The sequence below is a fragment of the Hymenobacter sp. YIM 151500-1 genome, from assembly GCF_025979885.1.
Taxonomy (GTDB): domain Bacteria; phylum Bacteroidota; class Bacteroidia; order Cytophagales; family Hymenobacteraceae; genus Hymenobacter.
In genome coordinates, this window is the sequence record NZ_CP110139.1 from 2,031,977 (window position 1) to 2,058,931 (window position 26,955).

27 protein-coding genes are annotated in these 26,955 nt (G+C 60.7%); 18 read left to right on the forward strand and 9 right to left on the reverse strand.

The window, feature by feature from the left end; translation table 11 throughout:
• Window positions 1–43 precede the first annotated feature (43 nt).
• Together OIS53_RS08465 and OIS53_RS08470 are read right to left on the reverse strand one after the other, a co-directional pair.
• Complete coding sequence (locus OIS53_RS08465; RefSeq protein WP_264681962.1) at window positions 44–823, reverse strand: DUF6122 family protein; 780 nt, start codon at window positions 821–823, stop codon at window positions 44–46.
• A gap of 98 nt (window positions 824–921) precedes the next feature.
• The gene (locus OIS53_RS08470; RefSeq protein WP_264681963.1) at window positions 922–1,533 is read right to left on the reverse strand and encodes a DUF305 domain-containing protein; all 612 of its coding nucleotides are present in this window, start codon (window positions 1,531–1,533) and stop codon (window positions 922–924) included.
• 190 nt (window positions 1,534–1,723) lie between these two features.
• Here OIS53_RS08470 and OIS53_RS08475 point away from each other — a divergent pair, with 190 nt between their 5' ends.
• A complete protein-coding gene (locus tag OIS53_RS08475) occupies window positions 1,724–2,377 on the forward strand; it encodes a hypothetical protein (protein ID WP_264681964.1) in 654 nt (217 codons plus the stop codon).
• A gap of 18 nt (window positions 2,378–2,395) precedes the next feature.
• Here the strand turns inward: OIS53_RS08475 and OIS53_RS08480 are convergent, their stop codons facing one another.
• From OIS53_RS08480 to OIS53_RS08490, 3 genes are read right to left on the reverse strand one after another with little or no spacing between them, the layout of a single operon-like run.
• Window positions 2,396–3,040: a helix-turn-helix domain-containing protein gene (locus OIS53_RS08480; protein ID WP_264681965.1), complete on the reverse strand. Its 645-nt coding sequence runs from the start codon at window positions 3,038–3,040 to the stop codon at window positions 2,396–2,398.
• A complete protein-coding gene (locus OIS53_RS08485) occupies window positions 3,037–3,414 on the reverse strand; it encodes a cupredoxin domain-containing protein (protein ID WP_264681966.1) in 378 nt (125 codons plus the stop codon). The genes OIS53_RS08480 and OIS53_RS08485 overlap by 4 nt, the downstream gene beginning before the upstream one ends.
• Window positions 3,415–3,425: 11 nt before the next feature.
• Window positions 3,426–5,741 (reverse strand): heavy metal translocating P-type ATPase, encoded by a 2,316-nt coding sequence (locus tag OIS53_RS08490; RefSeq protein WP_264681967.1) that lies wholly within the window; start codon window positions 5,739–5,741, stop codon window positions 3,426–3,428.
• Window positions 5,742–6,109: 368 nt separating this feature from the next.
• On the opposite strand from OIS53_RS08490, the gene OIS53_RS08495 reads away from it, so the two are divergent.
• From OIS53_RS08495 to OIS53_RS08570, 16 genes are all read left to right on the forward strand, one after another.
• Complete coding sequence (locus OIS53_RS08495; RefSeq protein WP_264681968.1) at window positions 6,110–6,562, forward strand: hypothetical protein; 453 nt, start codon at window positions 6,110–6,112, stop codon at window positions 6,560–6,562.
• Between the two features lie 214 nt (window positions 6,563–6,776).
• Window positions 6,777–6,905 (forward strand): hypothetical protein, encoded by a 129-nt coding sequence (locus OIS53_RS08500; RefSeq protein ID WP_264681969.1) that lies wholly within the window; start codon window positions 6,777–6,779, stop codon window positions 6,903–6,905.
• A gap of 36 nt (window positions 6,906–6,941) precedes the next feature.
• Complete coding sequence (locus tag OIS53_RS08505) at window positions 6,942–7,883, forward strand: heavy metal-binding domain-containing protein (protein ID WP_264681970.1); 942 nt, start codon at window positions 6,942–6,944, stop codon at window positions 7,881–7,883.
• A 111-nt stretch (window positions 7,884–7,994) separates the two neighbouring features.
• Entirely contained in the window at window positions 7,995–8,810 is an 816-nt protein-coding gene (locus OIS53_RS08510) for a DUF305 domain-containing protein (RefSeq protein ID WP_264681971.1), read from the forward strand.
• Between the two features lie 121 nt (window positions 8,811–8,931).
• Window positions 8,932–10,155, forward strand: coding sequence for a TolC family protein (locus tag OIS53_RS08515; RefSeq protein ID WP_264681972.1), 1,224 nt, complete (start codon window positions 8,932–8,934; stop codon window positions 10,153–10,155).
• Window positions 10,152–10,787: a hypothetical protein gene (locus OIS53_RS08520; protein WP_264681973.1), complete on the forward strand. Its 636-nt coding sequence runs from the start codon at window positions 10,152–10,154 to the stop codon at window positions 10,785–10,787. The genes OIS53_RS08515 and OIS53_RS08520 overlap by 4 nt, the downstream gene beginning before the upstream one ends.
• A complete protein-coding gene (locus tag OIS53_RS08525; protein ID WP_264681974.1) occupies window positions 10,771–11,907 on the forward strand; it encodes an efflux RND transporter periplasmic adaptor subunit in 1,137 nt (378 codons plus the stop codon). The genes OIS53_RS08520 and OIS53_RS08525 overlap by 17 nt, the downstream gene beginning before the upstream one ends.
• Window positions 11,908–11,923: 16 nt before the next feature.
• On the forward strand, window positions 11,924–12,649 hold the full coding sequence (locus OIS53_RS08530; RefSeq protein ID WP_264681975.1) for a hypothetical protein: 726 nt from the start codon (window positions 11,924–11,926) through the stop codon (window positions 12,647–12,649).
• 48 nt (window positions 12,650–12,697) lie between these two features.
• Window positions 12,698–15,901, forward strand: coding sequence for an efflux RND transporter permease subunit (locus OIS53_RS08535; RefSeq protein WP_264681976.1), 3,204 nt, complete (start codon window positions 12,698–12,700; stop codon window positions 15,899–15,901).
• A 12-nt stretch (window positions 15,902–15,913) separates the two neighbouring features.
• Complete coding sequence (locus OIS53_RS08540; RefSeq protein ID WP_264681977.1) at window positions 15,914–16,537, forward strand: helix-turn-helix domain-containing protein; 624 nt, start codon at window positions 15,914–15,916, stop codon at window positions 16,535–16,537.
• A gap of 82 nt (window positions 16,538–16,619) precedes the next feature.
• Window positions 16,620–16,964: a four-helix bundle copper-binding protein gene (locus tag OIS53_RS08545; protein ID WP_264681978.1), complete on the forward strand. Its 345-nt coding sequence runs from the start codon at window positions 16,620–16,622 to the stop codon at window positions 16,962–16,964.
• Window positions 16,965–17,143: 179 nt separating this feature from the next.
• Window positions 17,144–17,353: a heavy-metal-associated domain-containing protein gene (locus tag OIS53_RS08550; RefSeq protein ID WP_264681979.1), complete on the forward strand. Its 210-nt coding sequence runs from the start codon at window positions 17,144–17,146 to the stop codon at window positions 17,351–17,353.
• 274 nt (window positions 17,354–17,627) lie between these two features.
• Window positions 17,628–18,500, forward strand: coding sequence for a hypothetical protein (locus OIS53_RS08555; RefSeq protein ID WP_264681980.1), 873 nt, complete (start codon window positions 17,628–17,630; stop codon window positions 18,498–18,500).
• 4 nt (window positions 18,501–18,504) lie between these two features.
• Window positions 18,505–19,866 (forward strand): DUF4280 domain-containing protein, encoded by a 1,362-nt coding sequence (locus tag OIS53_RS08560; protein ID WP_264681981.1) that lies wholly within the window; start codon window positions 18,505–18,507, stop codon window positions 19,864–19,866.
• 1 nt (window position 19,867) lies between these two features.
• Window positions 19,868–20,527 carry a hypothetical protein gene (locus OIS53_RS08565; RefSeq protein ID WP_264681982.1) on the forward strand — a complete coding sequence of 220 codons (660 nt, stop codon included), beginning with the start codon at window positions 19,868–19,870 and terminating at the stop codon, window positions 20,525–20,527.
• 105 nt (window positions 20,528–20,632) lie between these two features.
• A complete protein-coding gene (locus OIS53_RS08570; protein ID WP_264681983.1) occupies window positions 20,633–21,217 on the forward strand; it encodes a suppressor of fused domain protein in 585 nt (194 codons plus the stop codon).
• Between the two features lie 267 nt (window positions 21,218–21,484).
• Here the strand turns inward: OIS53_RS08570 and OIS53_RS08575 are convergent, their stop codons facing one another.
• Entirely contained in the window at window positions 21,485–21,907 is a 423-nt protein-coding gene (locus tag OIS53_RS08575) for a hypothetical protein (RefSeq protein WP_264681984.1), read from the reverse strand.
• 248 nt (window positions 21,908–22,155) lie between these two features.
• Here OIS53_RS08575 and OIS53_RS08580 point away from each other — a divergent pair, with 248 nt between their 5' ends.
• On the forward strand, window positions 22,156–22,416 hold the full coding sequence (locus OIS53_RS08580) for a hypothetical protein (protein WP_264681985.1): 261 nt from the start codon (window positions 22,156–22,158) through the stop codon (window positions 22,414–22,416).
• Between the two features lie 159 nt (window positions 22,417–22,575).
• On the opposite strand, the gene OIS53_RS08585 is transcribed toward OIS53_RS08580, so the two are convergent.
• The 3 genes from OIS53_RS08585 to OIS53_RS08595 are packed head-to-tail and all read right to left on the reverse strand — an operon-like array spanning window position 22,576 to window position 26,820.
• A complete protein-coding gene (locus OIS53_RS08585; protein WP_264681986.1) occupies window positions 22,576–23,253 on the reverse strand; it encodes an adenylate/guanylate cyclase domain-containing protein in 678 nt (225 codons plus the stop codon).
• 29 nt (window positions 23,254–23,282) lie between these two features.
• Entirely contained in the window at window positions 23,283–24,194 is a 912-nt protein-coding gene (locus tag OIS53_RS08590) for a TIR domain-containing protein (protein ID WP_264681987.1), read from the reverse strand.
• Between the two features lie 55 nt (window positions 24,195–24,249).
• Complete coding sequence (locus OIS53_RS08595) at window positions 24,250–26,820, reverse strand: BsuBI/PstI family type II restriction endonuclease (RefSeq protein WP_264681988.1); 2,571 nt, start codon at window positions 26,818–26,820, stop codon at window positions 24,250–24,252.
• Between the last annotated feature and the right edge of the window lie 135 nt (window positions 26,821–26,955).

Below are 26,955 nucleotides of genomic sequence, written 5' to 3' on the forward strand. Positions count from 1 at the left end.
TGACTGCCGGAGCCTTCCATTCAACACTTGCTTTTGCCTCTATCTACTCGACCGCCTCACGGCCTAGTAGCTTTCGCACCCGGTTGCGCAAAGCATACAGACGGGAGTTGAGGTAGCACTCGCGGCAGTGGCTGAAGTTCCACAGGCAGTCTACCGTGTCCGTGACCAAGTGGAACAGCAGGCCCACGGCAACAATTCGCGTTGCTGGCAGCAGAAGCAGCGCCATATACACCGGGATGGCGTAAAAAGAGTGCAGTGGGTGATATCCCACGCTACAGCGTAGCGGGTCGAAGATGGGTTTGGCCAGCAGGTGGTCCAGGTCAATAAGCATTGTGGCCAGCATAATAAGGTAAGCGGTCTGCCACATCACGGAAAAAAATACCAGCGCCAACACGACCGGGAACACAAAGTGCAGGCTGTAATGCACCAGCGTTTGGGCGCTTAAGAACTTGGGCGAGGATTGCTGGCGCGGCTTGCGCGGAGCCACTGGCTGGGTGCTGCTGCTCGCGGTGTCCCCGGTGGTTGCTGTTGCATACCTGCGAGGCTCGCTCGCCAACTCTTGCTTCCTGGGCGCGAGGTCCGGCGTGCCCGCGACCGGAGGCCGCACTTGCGTTTTTACCCGTCTCGGCGGAGTGGGGGGCTCATGGGCAGTGTCGGCCGTTGCCGTGTCGACGCGCAGTGCCGGCCGCAAGGGATGGGACCAGGCGGCGGCTGAAAACATAGGGACTATAGCGGATGACCGGCAACCGACCAATAGCAGGCCGGCGGCGATGCATAAAATGAGGCGGAAAACAGGCAACGAAAGCACGGTGAACACTTCCATGAAATAAGCTGATTGGTAGCTTACTTGGCTACCACCGCTTGCTAATAGCAAAAAGGCAGCTCTTACGGAGCTGCCTTTTTCGTGCGTAAACACCGGCCTTAGCGGTTGCGGGCCAGCCAGTCTTGTAAGGCGGCGATTTCCTGGCGCTGGTCGTCAATGATAGCCTGGGCCATGGTGCGGGTAGTGGTGTTGCGGCCGTATTGCAGTAATGCCTGAGAATTGTCGATGGCGGCTTGGTGGTGGTCTACCATGAGCTGGGCAAAGTCGTAGTCGGCTTGGTTGCGCAGGTTACGGGCCTCACTGGCTTGCATCATCTTGTCCATGTTGGTTTTCTGGGCCTGGTTGAAAGCCGGCACGGCCGGCTGCTGAGCCTGGTGGCCGCTCAGGAAGCTGTTGAACTGGGTGATTTCGGCTTGCTGCTTGGTGATGATGCTCTGCGCGGTGGTTTTCATCTCTTGATTAGTGCCGCTTCGTAGCTCTTCCTGGGCCATTTTGATGGCGGCGTCGTGGTGCAGCACCATTTGAGCGGCAAAGTCGTGGTCGGGGTCCTGGGTTTTCGGCTGGGCGTCCATCTGGGTCATCATGTCCATCATGATTTTCATGTAGGGACTGTCCATGTTCATGGAACCGTGGTCTTTTTTGCAAGACGCACCAAGCAGGCTTAGCAGTAGCAAGGAAGCCAGGAGGGGAAGGTGGAAGAGTCGTTTCATGGGGCAGAAAAGCACAGGGTTGGGTTTCTGCTAGTAACGGTAGGTGGCCAGGGCTATTTTGGGCTAATTGCTGGTGTGAGCTTACAAGATTTGGAGGCGACACGTTAACACTAACACTGGGAAACTATTCTCGTGTTTATTGACTCAACCATGAACGGGTTGAGACGCCCAGCATACGTAAACAGTCCTTATGAATCAGGAAACAGCCCTCGAGTATTTGCTCGAAAAAATCAGGCAGGCCAATGACGGAAACCATGTAGATTTTGCTTTACCTGGCTATGCAGCCAAAAATCTGCTTGCCTATCATGGCATTCGAGAAGATTTGCTGTTGTGCCTAGATGCCACAGAGGAGCTATTAGCCACTACTCACAACAAGACTATAACAGCCTCTTTGTGGTATACAGTTATTGCCTTGCACGGGAAGTGTTTTACAGACGCTTCAGCGGCGGGCCTACCCAAGCTAGAAAAAGACTGTTTCGATAGTACGCAAACAGACCTGCTGGCCACTCACGAGCGGCTAATGGATTTGCGGCACCGGTTTCTGGCTCACCGTGGCATTACTGATAACGAATTTGGGGTAGCCTACCTGACCATGAACCTGCAAACCTATGCCAGACAAGCTCAAATCAAATCGGTTAAACGCAACATGCCAGATAGAGCGGAACTCCTCAATTACCGCGCACTCTTAGTTCACCTTATTGCCAAGGTGGAGCAAAAGTTTGAGAAGACGGCACGCAAGGCTTGGCGGCACATGCTAGATACATATACGCCCCAGGAGTTGGCGCATCTTAAGCTAGCCGGACCAGTAACTGACTCTGCTCAGTTGAGTGAAGGCGCAGATTAATCTGCTCATTGCAATTCTCTACCTCACCACATCGTCCAGGCTGCGGCGGCCGGCAGAGCCAGGGCCGAGGGCCTGGAACTGGGTGGGCGTGAGGCCGGTGACCTGGCGGAACTGGGTGGAGAGGTGGGCGGCGCTGCTGTAGCCGAGCTGGCGGGCCACGTCGGCCACGGTGGCCTCTTGGTAGCTGAGCAGCTCTTTGGCCCGCTCTACTTTCTGGCGGATGATGTATTTCTCCAGGGTCAGGCCCTCGCGCTGGGAAAATAGGTGCGAGAGGTAAGCGTAGTCGCGGCCGAGGCGCTGGCTGAGGTAGTGCGAGTAGTTGAGCAGGGGCTGCTGGTCGGCGGGCGTGTAGTGAATCAGCTCGACTACCAGGGCCTTGGTCTGCTCCACCAACTGGTCGCGTGGGTCGTCCACCAGCTCGAAGCCCACGGCGTGCAGGGCCGCTTGCAGCTGCTCGGGGGGCGGCAGCGGCTGGCCGGGGGTGGTGGGGCGTACGTCGGCGGCCCCCAGGGCAATGGCCTCGACGTGCAGGCCGGCCTGCTCTAACTCGCGGCGGGCCACGCGCAGGCACTGCGGACACACCATGTTGCGGATGTACAGGCGGGTGGTGCCCGGCGCGGCCGGGGGCAGGGCGGCGGTGGGAATGGGCAGGGCAGCACTCATTTCACTACCAGCTTGCCCCGCAGCATGTGCATGCCGCAAGTGAATTCGTAAGTGCCGGCTTGGCGGGGCAGCAGCTCCACGGCCGTGGTTTGGAACGGGGGCAACTCGCGGCGCAGGTTGAAATCGGGCAGCAGCAGTTCTTCCGAGCAGCTGTTGTCCTCGTCGCGGTAGAAGTTGAGCTGCACGGGCTTGTCCTTCTCCACCTCGATAACGTCGGGCGAGTAGCCACCCTTCACGGTGATGTCCACCTGCTGCACGCCGGTGCTGGACGACACGGCCGCCGCTACCTGGTGGGGCGCCAGAAAGAAAAACCAGCCAACAAAGCCCATCAGGGCCACGCCGCCAAGGGTTACGAGCAATTGGGCAGTATCCATAACGAAGAGCATTAAACCTTGGCCGCGCGTAGACGCAACGAATTAGTGAGCACCGATACCGAACTGAGAGCCATAGCCGCGGCGGCCAGCATGGGCGAGAGCAGCCAGCCCGTGAACGGGTAGAGCAGGCCGGCCGCTACCGGAATGCCCAGCGTGTTATAGACGAAGGCGAAAAACAGGTTCTGCTTGATGGTGCGCATGGTCTGGCGCGACAGGGCTATGGCCGTGACGACGCCTTGCAGGTCGGAGCGCATGAGCGTGATGCCGGCCGCTTCCATGGCCACGTCGGTACCCGAGCCGATGGCCAGGCCCAGGTCGGCTTGCGCCAGGGCGGGCGCGTCGTTGATGCCGTCGCCGACCATGGCTACCGTGCGGCCTTCGGCTTGCAGCTCCTTTACTTTGGCAGCCTTGTCGGCGGGCAGCACCTCGGCAAAGTAGCGGGCGATGCCGACCTGGCGGGCCACTTCGGCGGCGGTTTGGGCGTTGTCGCCGGTCATCATCACTACCTCGATGCCCTCCTGTTGCAAGTGCCGAATGGCGGCCACGGACGTGTCGCGCACGGTGTCGGCCACGCCCAGCACGGCGGCGGGCTGGCCAGCTACAGCTACGTACAACACGGTTTTGGCCTGGGCCAGCAGCTGCGCGGCAGCGTGTTCGAGGTCGGCCGGAAGGGAAATGGCGTGCTCGGTGAGCAGGCGGCGGTTGCCAACCAGCACGGGTTGGCCGGCGACGGTGGCCCCGGCCCCGCGGCCCTCGTGCGCCGCGAAGCCGGCGGCGTCGAGGCGCGCGGCGCCCTGAGCGTCGGCGTAGCGCACCACGGCGGCGGCCAGCGGGTGCTCCGACTGCCGTTCGACGGCGGCGAGCTGGGCCAGGGTGTCGGCAGGGGCCGTGGCAGCGGGTACGAAATCTGTTACGGCCGGCTCGCCGCGGGTGATGGTGCCGGTTTTGTCGAGCAGCACGGTGTTGACCTGGTAGGCTTTTTCCAGGGCTTCGGCGTTGCGGATGAGCACGCCTTTTTCGGCGCCTTTGCCCGTGCCCACCATGATGGCCGTGGGCGTGGCCAGGCCCAACGCGCAGGGACAGGCAATGATGAGCACCGCCACGAAGTTGACCAGGGCCAGCGAGAAACGGGTATTTTCGGGGGCAAAGTTGAACCAGAGCACGAACGTGGCCAGGGCAATGATGACCACCACGGGTACAAATACGGCACTCACTTTATCGGCCAGGCGCTGGATGGGGGCCCGGCTGCCCTGGGCCTCTTCCACCAGCCGCACAATCTGGGCCAGCATGGTGTCGGCGCCCAGCTTGGTGACGCGGAAGCGGAACGCGCCGGTTTTGTTGAGCGTGGCGCCAAACACGGCGTCGCCCTCCGTTTTGTCCACGGGCAGGCTTTCGCCGGTGAGCATGGATTCGTCGAGGGCCGAGCGGCCGGCAAGGATTATGCCGTCGGTAGCCACTTTTTCGCCGGGGCGCACCAGCACTTCGTCGCCGAGGCGCAGCTCTTCCACGGGAATATCTACTTCCTGGCCGTGGCGGATGACGCGGGCGGTTTTGGCTTGCAGGCCCATCAAGGCCTTGATGGCGGCCGAGGTGCGCTGCTTGGCCCGGCTTTCCAGCACCTTGCCCAGCAGAATCAGGGCAATAATGGTGGCGGTGGTGTCGTAGTACACCTCGGGCATGAGGCCCTGGCGCATAAAGACGTGCGGCGCCACGGTGGCAGCCAGGCTATACAGAAACGCGGCGCCCGTGCCCAGGGCAATGAGCGTGTCCATGCTGGCGGTGCGGTGCCGGAGCCCGTTCCAGGCCGACACGAAAAACTCCCGGCCGCTGTAGAGCAGCACCGGCAGCGTGAGGCCCAGCAGCACGTAATTCAGCACCGGCATGGAAACGCGCGCCATCAAGGAAGGCCAGAGCATGAGCATACTCAGGGGCATGATGATGACGGCCAGGACCACGGCCACCCCGAAGCGGCGCTTGAGCTGGGCGTAGGCCTGGGCTTTGCGCTGGTCCAGCTCGTCGGAGGAGGCCAGGGGGCTGGCGGCCGGCGTGGCGGGCTCGTGTACCTGGTAGCCAGCCTGTTCGACGGCGGCTTTGAGGCCGGCGCGGTCTATCTGGGCGGGTACAAATTCGACGGTGGCCTTTTCGCTGGCCAAGTTGACGGTGGCCCGCTGCACGCCGGGCGTGCGGCTGAGGGCCCGCTCTACGAAGTTGGAGCAGGAAGCGCAGGTCATGCCCTCGATGTTGAGCACGGCCGTTTCGGTGGGGCCGGCCGGGGCACCGCTGGCAGCGGGCGGGGCGGCGGGGGAAGAATGAGCGGAATGATGCATAAGAAAAACGGCGTTAACATCAGGCCGGAAGGAACCTAGAATGGCCACTACAAATAAACCGGACGGCCGGCACGAAGAATGTGCAGGATTCGCGTTTGGACTTGCAACATTCCGAGGGTAATCGGGCGTTTGGACGGGGCGTGCACAATTCGGTTTTCGACTTACATAATTTGTGGGCACCGGGACGAAACGAAGCAGAGGCCAAGCAGCCGTGCAGCTTGAAAAACCGGGCTAACGGTTTGCCAGTGGCTGTTTTTCACTGGGCGGTAGGGGGAATTGTTTGGGTGGTGGGTCTGTTAGGCGGCAGTAAATGGCAGTACCTTTTCTGCTCGGTGCCCGTATTTTTGCGGCTAGATAGTCTCTGCTTGATGTTTCTGCTGTCCAACCTTACGAAGCGCGTTACGGCGGCCTCCTTGCTGGTGGTCTTCCTCCATGTGTTCGTGGGGCAGTGTTTGTGCGCGGCCATTATGCCGGGGGCCCGCGCCGAGCGGGCAGCCGTGGCCGCGCCGGTCAAGCCGAAGCACCCCGGCTGCCACGGGCACACCAAGAAAGCCGCCACCGGCCACCAGGCTCCGGCCAAGCAAAGCCACGAGTGCTGCAAAGACAAATCGGCGGCGGTGCTGAAGGGCCTGACGACGCCGCCCGTAGAGAAGCCGGCCGTAGCCGGGCCGCTGTGGGTAGCCCTGCCGCCCATGCAGGACTTCACGTTTGCCTCGGTTGGTGCGTGGGACGCGACGCAGGCCGTGCGCCTGGTGCCGCCGCAGCACTTGCCGCCCAAGATTCCCGACATCCGCATTTTCGTCGGTTCCCTCACGATTTAGGTTTTCGCGCCCTGTAAGGTCCGCGCCTGCCCGGCTATGCCGTGGTGTGGCCGGACCTTTTTGTGTGGCCTGTTCGCTAGGCTTGCTGGCTGGTCGCTACTTCCCTACTCTGGGCCTCGCTTCGCAAAAGAAGCAAGGAGCCCAACGCCGCCGGTTGCGCGGCGTGCTACCGCCGTGGGCGGCTGCTTTTCCTTTCACTTCCTGGCTTTTGGCAATGAAGAGTTGCTGTCAACCCGATGGGCCGCCGCCGGCTTCGCCGTGGCGTCGGGCTTTGCGGTTTGGGCTGTACGCCCTGCTGGCTGCGGTGCTGGGGTTCGTGCTCTGGCAGCAGTTCGGGGCCTAGCCTTTCTCTCTTTTCTTCTCTTTTTCCCTGTTTCCGATGAAACGTACCCTGTTGCCAGCCTTGGCGCTGGCTTCGCTGACGTGGGCGGCTATTGGCTGCTCGTCCAACCCTACTACACCTACGGAGGCAACGGCTACCGCCGACGCCAGCGGCACCGAGCACGCCGGCGGGCACATCTACTCCTGCCCCATGCACCCGGAAGTGACCAGCACCAAGGCCGGCGACAACTGCCCCAAGTGCGGCATGAAGCTGGAGCACACCGACAAGCCGGCCGGGGACGGCAAAACCTACCAGATGAACCTGAGCACCCAGCCGGCGCAGCTGGCGGCCGGGCAGGCGGCTACGCTCTCCTTCTTGCCCCAAGTGGTGGGCCAGGAGCAAGCGCCGGTACCGCTGGCGGTGGTGCACGAAAAGAAAATGCACCTCATCATCGTGAGCCGGGACTTGTCGGAGTTCTACCACGAGCACCCGGAGTTTACGGCTGCGGGGCGCTACGACGTGCCCTTTACCTTCAAGACTGGCGGCGACTACGTGCTGTTTCAGGACTACACGCCCAGCGGCAGCAGCCACCAGCTGGGCCGGCAGCAGGTGTCGGTGACGGGCCCAAAAAAGGCGCCGGTGAAGTTCAGCCAAGACCAGATGCAGTGGCGCCAGGACGGCTACCAGGCCACGCTTTCATTTGACAAGCCGGTGCAGGCCGGGCAGCTGCTGGGCATGCGCATTGACGTGCAGCAAGACGGCCAGCCGGTGACGGACCTCGACAACTACCTGGGGGCGCTGGGCCACGTGGTGGTCATCAGCAAAGACACGCAGGACTACCTGCACGTGCACCCCAACGACCAGGCCGACCGGGGGCCGCGCATCGGCTTCAACACCACCTTCGACAAGCCCGGTCTGTACCGCGTGTTCCTGCAATTCAACCACGGCGGCAAGATTCACACGGGCGACTTCACGGTGAACGTGCAGCCGGCGGCATAGGCGCCTCACCACCCGGCTCCCTCTCCTCAGCCGGAGAGAAGGAGCCGGCCGATTACCCACCTGATTCAGTTTTCGCGCTTTTCCATTTCCTCAACCAAACCTTTCGTTCTCATGAAACTCAACCTGCTTTTCTCCGCTGCGGTGGCTGCTATGCTGCTGGGCGCTTGCAACAACCAAAACCCAACCGACAACGCCACGGCCGAAGCGTCAGCCACTACGGCTTCGACCGATGAGCACGCCGGGCACGCAGATATGGCGGCTGACGGCGCCGGCAGCGGCGCTACGGCGTCGTTGACGGGGGCTATGGCCAAGATGATGCAGCAGATGCACGCCTTCAAGCCGGCCGGCAACAAGGACCACGACTTTGCGCACCACATGATGGTCCATCACCAAGGCGCGGTAGACATGGCGGAGGTGCTGCTGAAAGAGGGCAAGGATGCCACCCTGCGGCAGATGGCCGAGAAGATACTAGCCGATCAGAAAAAGGAAATCGGGCAGCTGGAGGCCGTAGCCACGCGCCTGGATAGGGCCGCCAAAAACTACGACCCCAGCAACCCGCAGGACCCGTTTCAGGCGGCCATGACGGCCTCCATGAAGCCCATGATGGCGCCTATGACGCCGAGTGGCGACGTGGACCGGGACTTTGCCATGATGATGACTGTGCATCACCAGAGCGCCGTGGATATGGCCCAGCTGGAAGTAGCCCAGGGCACCGACGCCGAGCTGAAGAAAATGGCGCAGCAGATGATTACGGAGCAGCAGAAAGAAATTCAGCAGTTCAACGACTGGCTGAAGCAGCACGGCGGCGCGGGCATGAGTAAGGCCACCAGCGCCGTGTACGAGTGCCCGATGGGCTGCGAAGGCAGCCGCAGCACCAAGCCGGGCAAGTGCCCGGTATGTGAAATGGACCTGGTGAAAAAAAGCTAGGTGCCTCCTGTGGCTCAGAGTTGAAACCCTGGGCTATAGGTGGACTGTGAATGGCCTGCTCTGGCAGGCCGGTAGTGATGGTGTAACGACACGCGGAGCTGCGGCTTCGCGCCCTTACGATATGAGGTTATTGGTAGTGGTGCTGGGCTTATTTGGCTGGCTGGTGAGCCACGGCGCGCAGGCGCAGCGGCTCATCATGGGGCTGGACAGTGCCGAGCAGCAGGCCCTGCGGCGCAGCCCACGGCTGCGGCAGTCGGCGCAGGAAATTGAGGAGCAACGGGCGCTCCGGCGCGGGAGCTTTGCGCCGGCCAACCCAGACTTGCTGTGGTCGGCGCCGACGGGCGAGCGATGGGCGCCGGGCGTGGTGCAAACCATTGATTTTCCGACCGTGTACCAGCGGCAGGCGCGGGTAGCGCAGGCCGGCGTGGCGCTGGCCGAGCGGGGCCGGGCCGTGAGCCAGGCCACCGTGCGCCGCGACGTGCGCCTGGCCTATCTGGCTTTGCAGTTCAGCGAGGCCCAGCTGCGGCAGCTCAGTTACCAGGACAGCTTGTACCAGAGTCTGCTGCAAGCCACCAACCGCCTGTACGCGGCCGGCGAAATCACCTCCTTGCAGCGCATCAGCACCGAAGCAGAGGCCCGGCAGGTGCGCAACCAGCTGGAGCAAGCCGGCGTGGACCGGGTGGCCGCCCAGCGGCGCCTGGGGCTGCTGCTGGGCCAGCCTACGGCCGACTTGGCCACGGCCGAGGACCTGCGCCGCGCCGGCCCCGCGCTGGCGCGCACGGGGGCTGCGCTGCTGCAAGCCCTGCCAGCCGACGACAGCGCCGCCCTGGCGCGCAGCCCCACGCTGGCCTACGCTCAGCAGAACGTGACGCTAAGCCAATCGGGCATCAGCCTGGTGCGGGCGCGGCGGGCCCCGGCCCTCACGCTGGGCTACCAGAACCAAGCATTTGAAGGCTCGCCGCTGCGCTACCGGTTTCAATTTGGCGTGTCGGTGCCGGTGTGGGTGTGGGCCTACCGGGCGCAATTGCAGGCGGCCACGGCCCGCAGCAAAGCCGCCCAGGCCCAGCTGCAAACCCAGCAGCTGGAGCTGAGCGGGCAGTACGAACAGGCCCTGGCCGACACGCGCAAGTTTGCCGCCTCGCTGGCCTATTACGAGCAAACCGGTCTGCCCCAGGCCACGGCCATCATCAGCCAGTCGCAGCGGCTGTTCCGGGCAGGCGAGGCCAGCTATTTGATCTTGATTCAGAGCCTGAACCAAGCCTTTACCATCCAGAATACCTACCTGACGACCATCCGCGACTACCGCCGCGCCATTGTCGAACTCAACTACCTCCAGGGCCAATGAGACACTACCTGCTACATCTACTGCTGCCGCTGACCGTGGGGCTGGTGCTGGGCCTGACGCGCCCGGCCGCGGCCCACGGGGGCGAAGACCACGGCGGAGCCGCCGCGCCATCGGCGGCGGCCGGCGCACAGTACTTCTCGGTGTTTACCGATTCCGATCAGTTTGAAGTGCTGCTGCGCTACGAGCCCTTGAAGCCCGGCGAGCCGGCCCACCTGCGGCTATTTCTGGCCGACTTCGCCACCAACGCCCCGGTGCGCGGGGCCAAGCTCACGCTGACCGCGCCGGAAGACGGCAAGCTGGCCTTTCAGACCACCGAGCAGAACCCCGGCGACTACCGGGTGGAAACCACCTTTCCGAGTGCCAAGACCTACAGCCTGACGGTGCAGGTGGTGGCCCCGGACGGGCGGGCGGATTTGCTGCTGCTGGAAGGCGTGGCCGTGGGCAAGGAGCTGCTGCCGCAGGCGGCGGGGCCGGCCGCGGCGGCTGCGCCCTGGAAAACCTGGCAGCTGGCCTTGCTGCTGGCGGGCGTGTTTCTGGCCGGTGTGGCCGCGGCGGCGCTGGTGCTGCGCCGGCGGCGCGTGGTGTCTTCTTCTAGTACCTCTTCCCCTGTTGTGCATGAACACGTTAGCTAAACCCTTGCTGGGCGGGCTGGCCCTGGCGGGCCTGCTGGCCACCCTGCTGCCCGCCCCGCGCCCGGCCGCGGCCCACGGCGGCGAAGACCACGGCGGGGGCGCCACGCCCGCGGCCGGCGCGACGGGCGCCGCCCCCGATGAGGTGCTGATGCCCAAGGAAAGCCAGTTTCTATTTGACATCCGCACCCAGCGGGCCCGGCTGGATACGCTGCTCACGCGCCGCACCCTGCTGGGGCAGGTGCAGGCCGCGCCGGGCGGGGAAGGCCGCGTGGTGGCCCCGCAGCCGGGGCGCCTGCTGAGCCTGCGCGTGCAAGTGGGCCAGCCGGTGCGGGCCGGGCAGGTGCTGGCTGTGCTCGACCAGACTTTGGACGCAACCCAGCAACTCGGGCTGGCCACGGAGCAAGCCAACGCCCAGGCCGAGCTGCGCGCCGCCCAGCAGGACTACGCCCGCCTGAAAAGCATCGAGGATATTGCCGCCCGCAAAGACGTGGTGGCCGCCGAGCTGCGCCTGCGCCAGGCCCGGCAGAACGCCGCCATTCAGAATAACCAGGCAAGCCGCCAGCGCATCACCCTGACGGCCCCCGTCAGCGGCACCGTGGACGTGTTCAGCCTGGCCGCCGGACAGCAGGTAAATGCCGGCGACGAGCTGCTGCGCATCATCAACCCCGCGCGGCTGACCGTGCAGGCCCAGGTGTTTGCCCCGGACCTGGCGCAAGTGGCCGCGGCCGATGGCTTCGTGGTGGAAGGCTTGCAGGGCGAGGCCACGGCGCCGGCCCGGCTGGTGTCGTTCAGCAACGTGGTGAACCCCGTGAACCAGGCCCGGCAGCTGGTGCTGGCCGTGGACGGCGCCACTGGGCTGCGGCCGGGCCAGAGCGTGAACGTGCGCGTGCAGAGCCGCGGCGCCAAGCCCCAGCTGGCCGTGCCCACGGCCGCCGTGACGGACATCAACGGCAAGCCGGCCGTGTTCGTGCACACCACGCCCGAGACATTCAAGCTGCGCTTCGTGCAGCCCGGCGCGGCCGATGAGCAGCGCACTATCATTCAGGGCGGCTTGCAGGAAGGCGAGCGGGTGGTGACGCAGAATACCTATCAGCTCAAATCCGTGTACCTGAACCAGTAAAAAGAACCCAAGACAGATGAGACGGAACCAAATAGTAGGAGCCTGCGGGCTAGTAGTACTGGGCTTGGCGGCGGCAATGGGGCCACTGACCCAGCCCGCAGTGCGGGTGTATGGCGCCAAGCGCACCTTCATGATGCAGGGCAAGCTAGGGGCGACCGTGGCGCTGGATTCGTTGCTGCCGCGGCCCCACCTGTACGCGCTGGGCGTGGCCGAGGGCCTGCACGGGGAGCTGCTGGTATGGGATGGGGCGGGCGCGCTGACGCGCACGGCGGCCAATCAGCGCACCACTACCCGCTCGGCGGCGCACAGCAAGGCGGCCTTGCTGGTGGCCAGCCAAGTGCCGCGCTGGCAGGCCGTGCCGCTGCCGGCCGCGGTGCGCAGCTACCCAGCGCTGGAAAAGCTGGTGGCTCGGCACGCCGCTCGGCTGGGCCTGGACACCACCCGCGCGCTGCCGTTTCGGCTGGAGGGCCGGGCCGTGGCCGTGCGGTGGCACGTGATGGAGTGGCCGCGCCCGGCCGCCGAGCACACCATGCAAAACCATAAGCAGTACGCCGTGCAAGGCCGCTTCGCCAACCAGCCGGTGGAAGTGCTAGGCTTCTTCTCGCGCCAGCACCAAACCATCTTCACGCACCATACCACCTTCGTGCACATGCACGTGCGGCCTGCCGGGCAGGCGTTTGCCGCCCACGTGGACAGCCTGCACTTCGCGCCGGGTACGGCCACGCTGTACCTGCCGCGCTAACTCCTGCTGCCGCGGCAACGCCCGGCTGCGTCCTTCTTGCCTACCCGTATGCTTGATAGAATCATTCGTTTTGCCCTGGAAAACCGCCTGCTCACGCTGGCGTTTGCGCTGGCGTTGCTGGTGGGCGGGTTTTCGACGTTACGCGGGCTGCCCGTGGACGTGCTGCCCGACCTGGACCGGCCGCGCGTGACCGTGTTCCTGGAAGCGCCGGGCATGGCGCCCGAGGAAGTGGAAGCCCTGGTGACGCGGCCCGTGGAAACGGCCCTGAACGGGGCCACGGCCGTGGAAGCGGTGCGCTCCAACTCGGCCATTGGGCTGGGCATGGTGTTCGTGGAGTTCAACTACGGCACCAACATCTTCACGGCCCGGCAGGTGGTGAGCGAGAAGCTGCAAACTGTGCAGGGCCAGCTCCCGCCCGGCATCACGCCCGTGCTGGGGCCGATTTCCTCGGTGATGGGGCAGATTATGATGGTCGGGATGACCAGCACGGGCCCGACCACCCCGGCCGACCTGCGCACCCTGGCCGACTATACCGTGCGCCAGCGGCTGCTGAGCATTCCGGGCGTGGCGCAGGTAATTCCCATCGGCGGCGACTCGCGGCAGTATCAGGTACTGGTGGATTTGGCCCGGCTGAATGCTACCGGACTTACCATCAACCAGCTGGAAGAAGCCCTGCGCCGCTCCAACCTGAACACCACCGGCAACTTCTTCGACCGCAACGGCTCGGAGGTGCTGATTCGCAACCTGGGGCGGCTGCGCTCGGTGGCAGATATCGAAGGCATCGTGGTGGGCCACCGGGATGGGTCGCCGGTGACGGTGAAACAGGTGGCCGACGTGCGGTTCGGGGCGCGCTTCAAGCGCGGCGACGGCAGCGTGAATGGGCGCCCCGCTGTGATTCTAAGTATCGAGAAGCAGCCCGGCACGAGCACCCTGGATTTGACCAAGGCCGTGGAAGCGGCTTTGCGCGACTTGCAGCCCTCGTTGCCCAAGGATGTGCAGTTTAATACCCGGCTGTTTCAGCAGGCCGAGTTCATCGAGGCCTCGCTCACCAACGTGGAAGAGGCGTTGCGCGACGGGGCCATTTTGGTCGTCATCGTGCTGTTTGCCTTCCTGCTGAATGTGCGCACCACGGTTATTTCGCTCACGGCCATTCCGCTGTCGTTGCTGGTGACGGCGCTGGTATTTAAGGCGGCCGGCATCAGCATCAACACGCTCACGCTGGGCGGGCTGGCCATTGCCATCGGCGAGCTGGTGGACGACGCCATCGTGGACGTGGAAAACGTGTACCGGCGCCTGCGCGAAAACCGGCAGCTGCCCCAGCCCCGCCCGGCCTTGCAGGTCATTTACGAGGCCAGCTCCGAAGTGCGCAACTCCATCGTGTACGCCACCATTATTGTGGTGCTGGTGTTCGTGCCGCTGTTTGCCTTGTCGGGCATGGAAGGGCGGATTTTCGCGCCCCTGGGCGTGGCCTACATCACCAGCATCGTGGCCTCGCTGTTCGTGTCGCTCACGGTGACGCCGGTGCTGTGCTACTACCTGCTACCCAACATGAAGCTGCACGCCGAGCACGACAGCCGGCTGGTGCGCTGGCTGAAGGCCAAGGATACGCGGCTGCTGCATTTCGGCTTCCGGCACCCCCGACTGATACTGGGCACCACGGGGCTGCTGTTTGTGCTGGCGGCGGCCACGGTGCCGTTTTTCGGGACGGAATTTCTGCCGCCCTTCAACGAAGGCTCTCTGACGGTGAACTTTTCGGCCCCGGCCGGCACCTCGCTCACCGAGTCGAACCGGCTGGGTACGCTGGCCGAGCAACAGATGCTGCAACTGCCGGAAGTGGCCTACACCGCCCGCCGCACCGGCCGGGCCGAACTGGACGAGCACGCGGAGTCGGTGAACAACTCGGAAATCGAAGTAGCTTTCAAGACCGACGAGGAGCTGGAGAAAGCCGGTATCGAGCGGCGCAGCAAAGATGAAATCCTGGCCGATTTGCGCCAGCGCCTGGCCGTGCTGCGGGGCGTGACGGTGAACATCGGGCAACCCATTTCGCACCGGCTCGACCACCTCTTGTCAGGCGTGCGGGCGCAGGTGGCTATCAAGCTGTTCGGCAACGACTTACTGGAGCTGCGCCGCTATGCCGCCCAGGTGCGTGACGCGGCGGCCACCGTGCCGGGCGTGGTGGACTTGCAGGTGGAAAAGCAGGTGCAGGTGCCGCAACTGCTCATTAAGCCGCGCGAAGACGCCATTCGGGCCCTGGGGCTGGAGCGGGGCAACGTGGTGCAGGATTTGGAAACCTTGTTTCAGGGCGCCGTGGTATCGAGCATTCTGCAAGGGCAGCAGCGGTTTGACCTGATTGTGAAGCTGCCCGACTCGCTGCGCGCCGACATTTCGCGCATTGCCGAAACGCGCATCGAGACGCCGGGCGGGGGCTTTGTGCCGGTGAAGGCCGTGGCCGACGTGAGCTACGAGCCCGGCCCGAACACCATCAACCACGAAAACACCCAGCGCCGCATCACCATCTCGCTGAACGTGGCCGGCCGCGACCTGGGCTCCACGGTGCGGGAGGTGCAGCAGCGCGTGCGCGAGCGGGTGCCGCTGCCCACGGGCTACTACCTCACCTACGGCGGGCAGTTCGAGAGCCAACAGGCGGCCAGCAGCCGGATTTTGTGGCTGAGCCTGTTCTCCTTCCTGGGCATTTTCCTGGTGCTGTATTCGCACTTTCGGTCGGGGCTGATGGTGGCGCAAATCATGCTCAACATCCCCTTGGCCCTGATTGGCTCGGTGGCGGCGGTGCTGCTCACGGGCGGCACGCTGAGCATTGCCTCGCTGGTGGGCTTTATCACCCTCACCGGCATTGCCTCGCGCAACGGCATCATGATGATTTCGCACTACATCCACCTAGTGGAGAAAGAAGGCGAAACCTTCTCCGACCATATGATTGTGCGCGGCTCGCTGGAGCGGCTGGTGCCGGTGCTAATGACGGCCCTGGTGGCGGCGCTGGCCTTGATTCCGCTGACGCTGGCCAAGGACGCGCCCGGTAAGGAAATCCTTTACCCGGTGGCTGTGGTGATTCTGGGCGGGCTGCTGTCGAGCACCCTGCTGGACATCGTGGTGACGCCGGTAGTGTTTCGGCTGCTGGGCCGCCGGGCGCTGGCGCAGTACCGGGCCAGCCACGCCGCCCCAGCCCTGACGCCCACGTTGGACGCTCAGCCATTTACACCGCCCACCGACCAAAGCGCCGTGTCGCCCACGTAACCGCCGCGCCGCATGACGAGCCCCGCTACAACGGTTTTCTACGTGAAGCACATGGTATGTCCGCGCTGCCTGCTGGTGATGCGGGAGCTGCTGGCGGCCCTGGGCCTGCCGGCCGTGCGCGTAGAGCTGGGCGAAGTGGAAGTAGGCCGGCCGCTGGACACCGCCGAGCAGGCCGCTCTGCGGGCCGGGCTGGTGGCAGAAGGATTCGAGCTGCTGGAGCTGCGGGCCCCGCGGGAGCGGCTGGTGGCGGCCGTAAAGCAGGCGGTGGCGGAGCTGCTGTGCACCGCGCCGCGGCAGCTGGGCAGCGGGCGGTGCTCCGGGGAGCTGACCCGGCGGCTGGGCCGGCCGTTTGCGTACCTGAGCGACGCTTTTTCGGCGGTGGAGGGCGTGGGGCTGGAGCAGTACGTGATTGGGCAGCGGGTGGCGGCGGCCGAGGAGCTGCTGAAGGCCGGCACGCTCCCCGTGGGCCGCATTGCCCAGCAGCTGGGCTACAGCAGTCTGGGGCATTTGTCAAGGCAGTTTCGGCGGGTTACGGGCGTGTCGCCGACGGAGTACCGGCGGGCCCGCGCGGCTGGGGTGGTGCATTCGTCGGCCCGGCTGGAAGCAGGGTCGGAACCTTGGCCACAAATCTTGTAGCTGGCGGGCGGGAATCGTGCATAACAACCGGGCAGGGCGGCAGTACAATAAGTATAGTTTTCACCCTCAATCTGTTTCACTCATGCACCAACAACACCAACAGCTCCTGCAAGCACTGAACGAATGTATTGCCGCCTGTGAGCATTGCGCCACCGCCTGCCTACAGGAAGACGACGTGAAGATGATGGTCCGCTGCATCAGCCTGGACCGGGACTGCGCCGACATCTGCGCCCTGACGGCCCGCTTCCTGGCCCGCGGCTCGGAGCACGCCCAGCACCTGCTGCGCGAATGTGCCGAAATCTGCCGGGCCTGCGGCCAGGAGTGCGAGCAGCACGCGGCCCATGCGGAACACTGCCGTATGTGTGCTGAGGCGTGCCGTCGCTGTGAAGAAGCCTGTATGCAGGCCGCTGGCGCGTCGGCGCGCTAAGCGACTTCCTTACCAATAAAGCCCGGCTGACGGACGTTAGCCGGGTTTTTTGCGGCCTGCTCGGCTACGAATCTTGCAAGCCGAGAGGGTAAATCCTGTACGTGTAGGGCGGCACGGCGGGGCTAGGTTTGCGTGTTGTACGATTGGCTGGCGTGCCCAGCCCTAACCCGTTGAAACCCATGCAAACGTTAAAATTCAAAACCAACATCAACTGCGGTGGCTGCATCAAGGCCGTGACGCCCACGCTGAACCAGGAACTGGGCGCTGGCAACTGGCAAGTAGATACGGCCGACCCGGACAAGATTCTGACCGTGAGCTGTGCCCTGCCCCAGCAGCAGGTAGTAGCCCTGGTGGAAGAGGCGGGCTTCAAGGCCGAGCCAGTAGGCTAAGCTACCTCCCGTGTCGTAGTTTTGGGCCGGCGGCCTGTAAAGTGTGTGCGGGTCGCCAGAGCAGGTAACTTGGTTACTGGCTAGACGACACCTATTGCAACGAAGAAGCCCAGCCTCATGGCTGGGCTTCTTGAGTTTAAGCCAGACACCCCAGTTAGTATCGGGAAAGGCGCACCTGATTGCTCAAGGCATTTTACCTTACCTTCGTCGCTCGCTCTGCTCCCTACACACCTGTTGCTCCAACGCGTTTTTTCGTCTCTTCAGTTGGCAGCACATGACTTTTTCTACTACGGCGTTACCCGATAAGCCGCTGACGTTGGCCCCGGAAGCGGCCAGTTATACGTACCGCGTAGCCACTGTCTCCACGGTGCAGGTGCGTCAGCAAGTGGCTTTGAGCGAAAACACCGTCACCTTGCGCCACGCCCTGCTTGGCCAGAACGAGGCGGGCGGGTACGTGTTCCGCACCCAGCAATTGCACACACAGCTCAAAAACGCCGACCCCGGCAGCCAGCTGCTGGCCGAGTTCAACGCGCTGAACGAAGACCTGCTGCTGGCCACCGACGCCCACGGCCATTTGCTGGAGCTGCTCAACCTGCCCGACGTGGTGGCCCGGTGGCGGGAGCTACGCCAGTACCTGAGCCAGACCTACCGTCGCCTGCCGTCCTTGCCGCAGCTGCTGGCCCTGATGGACCAGCAGCTGGCCGACCCAGCCGGATTGCTGGCCGGTATGCAGCATAAAGGGGCATTCGGGGTGCTGTACGCCGGCGTGCTGGGCTACCCGGTGCAAGCGGATGCCCTGGTGGACACGCGGCAGGTCATCCAAAACTACTTGGGCAAGCTGGACCTGCCACTGCGACTGCTCACCACTGTAGCGCCGCACCCCATGGCGCCCGAAGAAGTGCTGGTCACGCGCACCGGAACGCTGGACGACGCAGCCTTTGACCGGCTGGCGTTTACGCGGATGATGGAGGTCATCACCGACGATTTCACGTTCCAGGAAGAGCTGCGGCTGACCTGCCGCCAGGAATACCGCCTGGACGCCCGCACCGGCTGGCTGCTAGGCGCCACGCAGCACCTGCGCGCCGAGGTGCCGGGGGCCTACGTGAACGACGTGCGGCACGAACTGACTGAAACCGACACCCGCTGACCCGATGGCCGACATTCAATACGTGCCAGGCGGAGCGTACCTGCTCTGCGACAAAGGCAGCAAGCCCGGCCAGCTCACGGCCCGCGAAAAAGGCGTGTCACTAAAGGGCAAGCCCTGGGCCACGGAGTTCGACGCGCTGCCGGTGCTAAACGTGCCGGACTTCGCCACCTGCCTAATTTTGAAAAAGTGCGTGCCTGCTACCATGCAGTGGCAGCAGACTTTAGCGGGCGCGGTGACTGTGGATGGGGAAAAACCGTTGCTGGAGCATTCGGTTCTTCCTTGCACTGTGGGCGGCACCATCCGCATCTTCATGAGCCTGAGCGCCGCCACCGCCGCGGCCACGCAAGCCGCCACCAACCACAAAATGGCGGAGGAGGCCAAGCAGGAAGCCCGAGAAGCCAAGGAAAATGCCAACCTGCTGTTTTGGGCGGGCGTGGGCGTGGCAGCAGTGGTCGGCGTGGCGGCCATTGCGTTAACGGGCGGCGCGGCAGCCCCGCTGGTGGCCCTGGCCGCGGAGGTGGCGCTCGAAGCGGCCGTGGTGGGCGCGGTGGCCGGCGGCGCAGCCGGGGCCGTGGCCGGCGGCATAGAAGGCTACAACCGCGATGGGCTGGACGGCGCCGCGGAAGGCATTGTGCCGGGCGCTGCGATGGGCGCACTCATGGGCAGCGTCGGCGGGGTGGTGTCGGCCCTCGGGGGCGGCATCTTCCTGCTGCCGTCTCTGTTTGAGTTCGGGCACGGCGTGTACGCGGACGTGAAGGTGATGCACTACGAGCCGTCGGTGGGCAATGGGCTGGTGGTGTTTTCGGACATAGCCACTATAGCAGCCGGTGCCCTCGCCGCAAAGGGGGCCGACCTGACCAAGCCGGCGCCGGGCCGTTACTTGTACCGCGAGGACAGTTTTCCGTACTCGCAAGAAGGCAAGCTGCCCGGTCGCTTGAAATCATACGTTGACGAAGAAGGCAACCTTAATCCGGCTAACGCTAACGGTGCGGCAACCGTGCAGGACCACGTGCGCGGGTCGGAACCACGCAAGAGTGACAGCCCCTACACGTCCACTTCCGCCGAACTGGAGGCCGGTAAATCCTACGGCGACCATGAAATTCGTGTGGATAAGCGCCAATTGGAGCGTGACATCCAAAAGGGTAAAGTCAAGGATGTTGAAATCCTGGAACACGATAAAGTAGTCGGCGAATTGGAGGCGAAGCGTGTGGAAGCCCAGGAGCGCTACGACCGAAGTCCCACAGCTAGGAACCTAGGTAAGGTTAGGGATGCTGAACGAGATTTATTTAATGCCAAGCGAGACAAAGAAATTTTAGTAAAGGGTAAAGTGCCCGCCAAGTATGTTCGCGTTAGAAAAAAGCCTTGATATGAATCCGTCTCAATATCCCAAAGAGGTTTACAACCTGCTGTACGCCGATGAAAACGGCGAAATTGTGGGCTTGGATGAGGTTCAATACATGGACCCCGTTCCGGCCGAACGCATACCGGCGCTGGTAGCCTTGTTGCAGAGCGACGATATTTACGTAGCTTACCAATGCGGCCTTATTTTAGCTGCTTGGGGGGTGAAGGAAGGCATTGAACACCTTCGCATGCTGGTGGAAACCCGCATCGACAAAACCGCCGATTTTGAGCCGCACCGACTGTGGGGAGAAGATAATGTGTATGACGTTATTGCGCGGGCGCTGTCGATGGCGATGCAATACACGGATTATAACAAAGCTGAAATCACAGCTTTGTTAGCAAGAATCCTCGAATTGTACGGCGAATGCTACTTTGAAAGCAAGCTGAAATATGCGTTGCTCGATGTTAGGGTGCCCGAGCTGATGCCCAACATCAAACAGGCCCTGCAAGTGGCGCTGGACCACGGACGCTACTACCAAGCCAGTCAGCTGCTACCCGTGTTGGCCGTGTACGACCGAGCCTTTGCGCAAGCACAGATTCCCGTGTTTGAAAGGTTGACGAGCCAAGACCAACGCATCAAATACAACCTGGAGGAAATGCAGCAATACTTAATAGGTGGTCATTAGCTTTCTACAGTTAATCCTTGCGGAATTAGTAAACAGAACAGAGAATGGCGGTTTACATTGAAGATTCAACGCAATGCCAGCGGTTTGAAGTTAATGTTCCCTAACATGCGTGAGGCCGTAACACAGGAGAATAAAATCATTGCCAAGACGCTGGCTACGGCATTCGGGGTAAAGCCAACCGTTCGTAAGTATTGGGACGACAACCGCGAATTGAGCGTGGATGTGTTGACTTGCGCTAATCCGGTTGACCCAGCCTGGGTCAACTACGGTACCATCGGTTTGTCGGACCACCCCCTGATGCAAGATGGCAAGGAGTTCCCCGTGCGCGTTGAAATCACCGGCGCTGCATATGAGCAATTTGTGGATTTTCCTAACATCTTGTCTACTGCCGCCTTCTATACCATGCGCAACAACTGGTTTTGCTCGCCGGGCGCCGTGTTGCGCAACGGCGTGGAAATGTACCTGTCCAACAGCGACATGAAGCACCTGCTGTTTACAGCGCCTTCGTTGTGGGAAGACAATTTGACAACCCTCCCGTTGGACACCAAAAAGGTAGCTTGGCTGATGGCGGTGCCCATATCAGAAGCCGAGCGAGTTTACAAAGAAGCCAACGGCACCGAGGCATTGGAAGACTTACTGGAAAAGCATCAGGTAGATGTGTTAGACCTGAAAAGAAAGTCGGTTGTGTAGTTGTTACTCTGGGCTACGGCCACTGTAGCAAAGCCGGGTCGCCAAGCACGCTGTTACGCCTCGAAACCCCTTCCCATTATCTGCCATTAAAGAGGGTATGTCAGCGACGCTGGCCCACGGCCGCTACTATCAAGCCAGCCAACTATTGCCCGTGTTGGCCGTGTACGACCAAGCACTTGCGCAAGCACAGATTCCCGTGTTACGCTGGCGCTGGTTAGTCTGAAGCAAGCCAAAACGAATGCTGCTAGCTTGTAGGCTGTGGTAATTTTATGCGGCTTGCAGTTCAGCTTCGTAGTAGCAGTCCCAGTAGCCATTGTCGAGGCGGTAGACGTTGACACGGTGCACTAGGCCCGTGCGAGGGTGGCGGGCTTTAAGCTGACCGCGCCAGATGATGGGACAGGCCAAAGCATCGGGAGTGGGTTGGACGGGCTGGCCGAGGGCATAGGCAAAGGGAGTGGGTGCTAGGTTAGGGGCCGCATCGGGCAGTGGGGCGGGCCCCTCGCCTACTGTTTCGGGCTTAGCCTGTGATGGTGTACAGTCTTGGTCGTGCCAAGCCAGCAACTCGCCACAGTTAGGGCACAAGAAAGCACCTGTGTCGCCAAAGTGGTCGAGGGTAATAAGGTCCTCGGCGACTTCCGGCAAGTTAGAGTCGAGTACGAGGGTTTGCGGGGCTCTTTTACGAGTAGGCATACGGTCTTCGATTAGTTCGATGCTGGCCATAAGGCGTGCGCAAGGCATCGGGCAAGACAAGTATACTAAATTAATTAGTAAATTGTTTGTATAATAGCGTATTCTTGCAATCTGAAGCACGCGCCCATTGGTGGCTACCGTCTCTGAAAAACCACGCCTGTGAGCTGTTTTCACACATATCTTACCTAATACTTGTATAGACCAGGTAGGCACACACCATTTTCACTAAAATAAATAGCAAAAACAGTATGAAGTATTTTCTTCCAGATGAGGAGTCCTTGCGGGAGATATTTGGGGCCTACATGGACAAGGGCTTGCGGTTTGAAATGAAACCGGATTCCTACTTCGGGTGCTACGCGCTGAAGGTGCGGTTTGCCGAGGGTAGCAACGCCTCGCCGGTGCTGCCGCTGTACCCGGACAAGATGCAGACGCCGGAGGCGGCCCAGCAGTGGTTGGAGCACCTGCGGGATGAGCAGCTAGCGATGATAACGCGAGGGCTGGTGGGGTAAGTCGCGTTGCTCACCAAAAATGGAACAGCCCCGACCAATGGCCGGGGCTGTATACTGGCAGTAGTAGGTTAGCTACTTCTGTTGAATCCTCGGTTGCACAAATGCTATTCTGCTGCGGTATGCATAGCATAATGACATTTGTATTTGAAATAATTTATATCACAATGACCACCAATATGCAGATTTGTATATTGTCCTTCCTTTCCATGTTTCACTAATCCACATATTGTTACTTCCACTAAATTTTACTTCGTCATTCATATTATCGTAAACCTCTTTCGATATACGAGTAGGATATACCGGTGTCAATGCAGCCATTTTTGCAGCATGGTTAGCCGCCCTCCCTACCCATACTAAATCATTAGATCCTCTAATGCCAGTTCCCGAAACTAATAGTTTGCAAGTGTCTATTCCTACTACTTGCTTGACTACATATTGAGAACTGGTATATACTTTTTTTAGGCCGGGATTTACAATGTTTTCAACCGCATAATTTATCTTAAGCCCAGTCCTCACCGCGTTTGTATTCTTGCTTTCTCCTATAAAAACGGCCATTATTCTATCACCATCATATGCGGTGATTGTTCCACCTTCTGCACGTATGATTTTAGCTGCGCAATATAGATAGGATTTGTAAATCTCTGCTGCGAACGTTGCTGTATTGGTGTCAACCAAGTCAGTCGAGCCATCCAAATCGGCATAAAGAACTGTTCCCTCTACTTCTACTCCAACATTCCCCAATCCCACTGTTTCAGGTACAACTAGTCCATTTCTTACGTCCCAACGTGAAACAAAAATTTTATTAACTTCCGCTACGAGGTCATCTTTCAGTGCCATATTAAAAGCATGTGGTTGTGTTTTATTTATTATTTAGTCCCAAGCTTTCTTACAATCTTTCTTATATCCTCACACATAGGAGCTACTAAAGTGGGTAGATCATCTGGCTCACCGACCGTATACTGTAAAGGAGTTATTCCCAGAAGGTCACTTGGTATCTTCAAATCTTTCTTTCCACGTGGCACAGCCAAAAATGTACGATGTCGAGTCAAAGCCCCCATGAACAGTCCCAGCTCAAATATCACGTTGTCCCTCGGAGCATCGGCCTCTTCTTTTCTGCTTACCACTTTGTCATCAGGGCTTATGATTAGGATAGCAAAATCTGATGTTTTAAGCTGGTGTTCTAAATCCTCTATTGTAGCATTACCGGCACCAAATATCTTGTCTACCCATACTCTAACTAGATAATCGTCATGCTGAAAGTTTGCTTGTACTGCACGTGCAATAGATAAAGCCTCAGAGGATGAGCCTATAAAAATGGTAGGGTTAGCATTTGGAGTCTCAACCAATTCGTTGCGCTGTATAAGCCTCTCTGCTAGTCCCTCTGCTATTCTGCGCCACAGTTCTGGATGTTGCTCAGCTATGGGAGTAAACTGCTTTTCAGAAACCTTTACCACGACAGTGTTTTCTTCAGCAATGACTGATGCGGATCGTCTCAATGACGGGTCTATCAATGCCATTTCACCAACATGTTGCCCTGGATTTCTATAAGCAACTTCTCTTCCGTTCACCGTTATTACTACTCTGCCTGTCAATATGAATATTACGTCATCATCAGTATTATCCTGAACAATAATAGTATCTCCCTTATCAAATTCAATTAGCTCGCCCTGTTGTGCAATTGCCAGGGCAACATCTTTATCTCCGTTAATTATAGCCTGCTTTTTGAGTGAATTAATGAGTTTTGGCAGGTTGTCATCACCTGCGAATTTCTGTTTCATATACATCATTTTTTTGCCTGTGCGTATGTGCCTGTCGTACAAACGACTTTGTATTCTATTGTGCTGCTCCTTCTTCTGGTTTGTAAGGACCTAGAAATCTTTTGCCATTGAAATGCAGCATGTGCGTAGGCGCGTCAGCAAACCAGACTTCGGTTTCCCATGAAATATCGACGCGGTACTTGCTCATGGATTTGCGGTCAGGGAAGGCGCTAACGAAAACCAGCTTGTCTTTCACGGTGGCGAAAAGGTGGCTTAGTTCCTCGTGGCGTTTGTTGTCGACGGGACCGTGGCTGGTGACGGATTCGATGAGCAGCAGCCAATCTTTTTCGCCGTAGTACAGTACCACGTCGGGCATCTTGCCGTGCTTGTCGACGGTTACGCCCAACTCAGCCAGCCGGTCCCGGTCAAAGAATTCGTTTTGGGGCTTCGTATCACCGATATAAATGATTTCGGCACCTGGCGCGTAATAGGGACCGAACACTTCGATGATGTCCCGGATGAGTTGGCTGTGTTTGCCGGCACTCAGCTTGACTTCCTTTCCGCTGGCCGTGACGAGTGGAATACGCATCATGTCACGCGCTTTCTCGTTTTTCTGAATCAGGGTGGGCCGGTTCTGCAAGTAGGCTTCGAGGGCTGCCTTCCACTCCGGGGTGCCGAACGTGGCTAGTAAGTTGGTCACCTCGTCGTAAACCTGGTAACACGCCTTTGGGGAATTGACGGCGCGGGAACGGTCGTCGGGGTTGTAGTCAGCAATACCAGCGCTGACGAATTGGTGTAGGGTCTGGCGACGGAACGTTTCGCGGGAGTTGGGTGCGTAGGTCGTCTGGTAGTGCTCCTTGCACCAATCCATAATCGGTGTTACACCAATAACGGGCTGCTTTAACTGCTGCCAGGAGCCCTCAGGCTTGAGGTCGAGCAGGGCCAATAAGGTGAGGGCGGAGCGGTCGTTGAGTTGGGCGCGGGGCATGCCCAGGGCTTTCAGAATCTGGGTGCTTTCTAGAATTTTCTGCTGCTTCGGGGTGAGCGTGGGCTCTAGGGTAAACTCGGCGGCCGTCATTCGATATTGTTTGATGATTTGTTGTACTATGTCGTCGGCCTCATCGAGGGTCTTGCCCTGGGTCTGTCGGCCAATTTCCTCAATAGTTGCCAGGGAGGGCATAGGCAAGGCGCGGGCCTCGGTGGCGCTTACCTGTGTATTACCGTTGAAGACGCGAAAAAAAGCGTCGTAGGGGGCGCTGTTGAGCAACGCCGTGAGGCCGGCTACCTGCTCTCGGGTCAGCTCGCCTTTGAGGGCATAGAAGTAGTTCAGCTTATTCTCGATGCCTACGCCGTCGTACTGTGCCCAGTCTTCGCGGTAGTAGGGCGCGGCAATAAGGCGGTGCTTGTCGTCTTTAGCGCTGAATCGGCGCAGCAGCACGTAGTTGCGGTTGGGCAGCAGCCCGGCCCGCTTGCCACCGACCAGGGCTATGTACTGCTGCCGGCCGCGGTTGTTGGGCCAGTGGATGGCGCCACGGCGCACGTGGTCAATCCAGAGCAGGGGCACGTAGCCGGGTGCGGGCTGCTCGGCCAAGTGCTCGGTGACTCGGAAGGCAACGACGGGACCGGTGGATACTTCGATGCCGAAATCACGCAGGCGGTGGCGCCACAGTTTGAAGTCGGCAATGAGGGCCCGCTCAGCGTCGTTGGTGGGCAGAAACAGTACTTTTTCCTGGCTGCCTAGGTCCACCAGCTCGTCGAGGGTGCAAACCTGCACGGTGGTTTCGTGCATGTCGTGGCCGGCTTCGGAGGCCAGCACTTGCACAGGATAATCTTCTTCGCCGGCGTGGTCGAGGCGAGTGGCCTGGAAAATCATGTTTTCCTGCAGCACGGCGTCTTTCTCAAATGCCTTGCTGCGGGAATGAAACAGGTGGAATACGTCGAGCCGGAGGTGTTGGTAAAGAAAGGCGCGGAACCGCTCGAAGTAGGGCCCAGAGCAGAAGCTGCGCGGGATGATGAAAATGAGCTGGCCGCCCTGCTTGGTGAGCAGCGCCGCTTGCACGATGAACAGGGCGTAGATGTTGGGCTGTTCCTGCTCGTGCTGACGGGCCAGCGTGTTGCGGTCGTCGTCGCGGCCTAGCTTGAAGTAGGGCGGGTTGGAAATTACCACGTCGTACAGCGGGCAGGCCTCGGCAGGCGGGGCATTCCAGAGCTGGCGGTGTTCGAGGATAAAATCCTGCATCACCAGCCGGGGGCGTAGCGCAATGCCTTGGTTTGTCAGCCAGTTGGCCAGATATGACAGTGAGGCTTGGGCGTAGGGCTCCACGCCAGGGTCTACATCGTAAGCGTCGAGGTATACTGTGGTGAGCTGGGGGCTGGTTTCGACCAACCTTTCCACCAAGGCACAGGCTAGAACGCCGGTACCAAATCCAGGGTCAAGCAGATGAACTTCGGAGCTGCTGACGGTGCAGAGGCTGGCTAAGTAGGCGCCTATTTCTTGGGGCGTGAAGAACTGGCCCAACTCCTTTTTGTGGGCATCGGTGGCGGTTGAGGCGTACCCAGAGGCAAGATTGGAAGCGTGTTTACTCGGTAAGACTTTGCAGTCGGAAGAGCCAAATAAGACTAATTGTTGAGAAGATTCTTCGAGCATACTTACAAAGCTATAGCGTCTGTTGGCAAAAGCAACGGCCCCAACCTAGGAGGCTGGGGCCGTTGTCTGGTGCTATTTCGCTGCACTCTTTTATCCGTTAGTCTGCGCACAGACTACCATTTTCCATCGAACAGG

What these genes read in the sequence shown, in the direction of transcription:
- OIS53_RS08465 (WP_264681962.1), bottom strand. Translation starts at nt 823, where the DNA reads ATGGAAGTGTTCACCGTGCTTTCGTTGCCTGTTTTCCGCCTCATTTTA.
- OIS53_RS08470 (WP_264681963.1), bottom strand. Translation starts at nt 1,533, where the DNA reads ATGAAACGACTCTTCCACCTTCCCCTCCTGGCTTCCTTGCTACTGCTA.
- OIS53_RS08475 (WP_264681964.1), top strand. Translation starts at nt 1,724, where the DNA reads ATGAATCAGGAAACAGCCCTCGAGTATTTGCTCGAAAAAATCAGGCAG.
- OIS53_RS08480 (WP_264681965.1), bottom strand. Translation starts at nt 3,040, where the DNA reads ATGAGTGCTGCCCTGCCCATTCCCACCGCCGCCCTGCCCCCGGCCGCG.
- OIS53_RS08485 (WP_264681966.1), bottom strand. Translation starts at nt 3,414, where the DNA reads ATGGATACTGCCCAATTGCTCGTAACCCTTGGCGGCGTGGCCCTGATG.
- OIS53_RS08490 (WP_264681967.1), bottom strand. Translation starts at nt 5,741, where the DNA reads ATGCATCATTCCGCTCATTCTTCCCCCGCCGCCCCGCCCGCTGCCAGC.
- OIS53_RS08495 (WP_264681968.1), top strand. Translation starts at nt 6,110, where the DNA reads ATGTTTCTGCTGTCCAACCTTACGAAGCGCGTTACGGCGGCCTCCTTG.
- OIS53_RS08500 (WP_264681969.1), top strand. Translation starts at nt 6,777, where the DNA reads ATGAAGAGTTGCTGTCAACCCGATGGGCCGCCGCCGGCTTCGCCGTGG.
- OIS53_RS08505 (WP_264681970.1), top strand. Translation starts at nt 6,942, where the DNA reads ATGAAACGTACCCTGTTGCCAGCCTTGGCGCTGGCTTCGCTGACGTGG.
- OIS53_RS08510 (WP_264681971.1), top strand. Translation starts at nt 7,995, where the DNA reads ATGAAACTCAACCTGCTTTTCTCCGCTGCGGTGGCTGCTATGCTGCTG.
- OIS53_RS08515 (WP_264681972.1), top strand. Translation starts at nt 8,932, where the DNA reads ATGAGGTTATTGGTAGTGGTGCTGGGCTTATTTGGCTGGCTGGTGAGC.
- OIS53_RS08520 (WP_264681973.1), top strand. Translation starts at nt 10,152, where the DNA reads ATGAGACACTACCTGCTACATCTACTGCTGCCGCTGACCGTGGGGCTG.
- OIS53_RS08525 (WP_264681974.1), top strand. Translation starts at nt 10,771, where the DNA reads ATGAACACGTTAGCTAAACCCTTGCTGGGCGGGCTGGCCCTGGCGGGC.
- OIS53_RS08530 (WP_264681975.1), top strand. Translation starts at nt 11,924, where the DNA reads ATGAGACGGAACCAAATAGTAGGAGCCTGCGGGCTAGTAGTACTGGGC.
- OIS53_RS08535 (WP_264681976.1), top strand. Translation starts at nt 12,698, where the DNA reads ATGCTTGATAGAATCATTCGTTTTGCCCTGGAAAACCGCCTGCTCACG.
- OIS53_RS08540 (WP_264681977.1), top strand. Translation starts at nt 15,914, where the DNA reads ATGACGAGCCCCGCTACAACGGTTTTCTACGTGAAGCACATGGTATGT.
- OIS53_RS08545 (WP_264681978.1), top strand. Translation starts at nt 16,620, where the DNA reads ATGCACCAACAACACCAACAGCTCCTGCAAGCACTGAACGAATGTATT.
- OIS53_RS08550 (WP_264681979.1), top strand. Translation starts at nt 17,144, where the DNA reads ATGCAAACGTTAAAATTCAAAACCAACATCAACTGCGGTGGCTGCATC.
- OIS53_RS08555 (WP_264681980.1), top strand. Translation starts at nt 17,628, where the DNA reads ATGACTTTTTCTACTACGGCGTTACCCGATAAGCCGCTGACGTTGGCC.
- OIS53_RS08560 (WP_264681981.1), top strand. Translation starts at nt 18,505, where the DNA reads ATGGCCGACATTCAATACGTGCCAGGCGGAGCGTACCTGCTCTGCGAC.
- OIS53_RS08565 (WP_264681982.1), top strand. Translation starts at nt 19,868, where the DNA reads ATGAATCCGTCTCAATATCCCAAAGAGGTTTACAACCTGCTGTACGCC.
- OIS53_RS08570 (WP_264681983.1), top strand. Translation starts at nt 20,633, where the DNA reads ATGCGTGAGGCCGTAACACAGGAGAATAAAATCATTGCCAAGACGCTG.
- OIS53_RS08575 (WP_264681984.1), bottom strand. Translation starts at nt 21,907, where the DNA reads ATGCCTACTCGTAAAAGAGCCCCGCAAACCCTCGTACTCGACTCTAAC.
- OIS53_RS08580 (WP_264681985.1), top strand. Translation starts at nt 22,156, where the DNA reads ATGAAGTATTTTCTTCCAGATGAGGAGTCCTTGCGGGAGATATTTGGG.
- OIS53_RS08585 (WP_264681986.1), bottom strand. Translation starts at nt 23,253, where the DNA reads ATGGCACTGAAAGATGACCTCGTAGCGGAAGTTAATAAAATTTTTGTT.
- OIS53_RS08590 (WP_264681987.1), bottom strand. Translation starts at nt 24,194, where the DNA reads ATGAAACAGAAATTCGCAGGTGATGACAACCTGCCAAAACTCATTAAT.
- OIS53_RS08595 (WP_264681988.1), bottom strand. Translation starts at nt 26,820, where the DNA reads ATGCTCGAAGAATCTTCTCAACAATTAGTCTTATTTGGCTCTTCCGAC.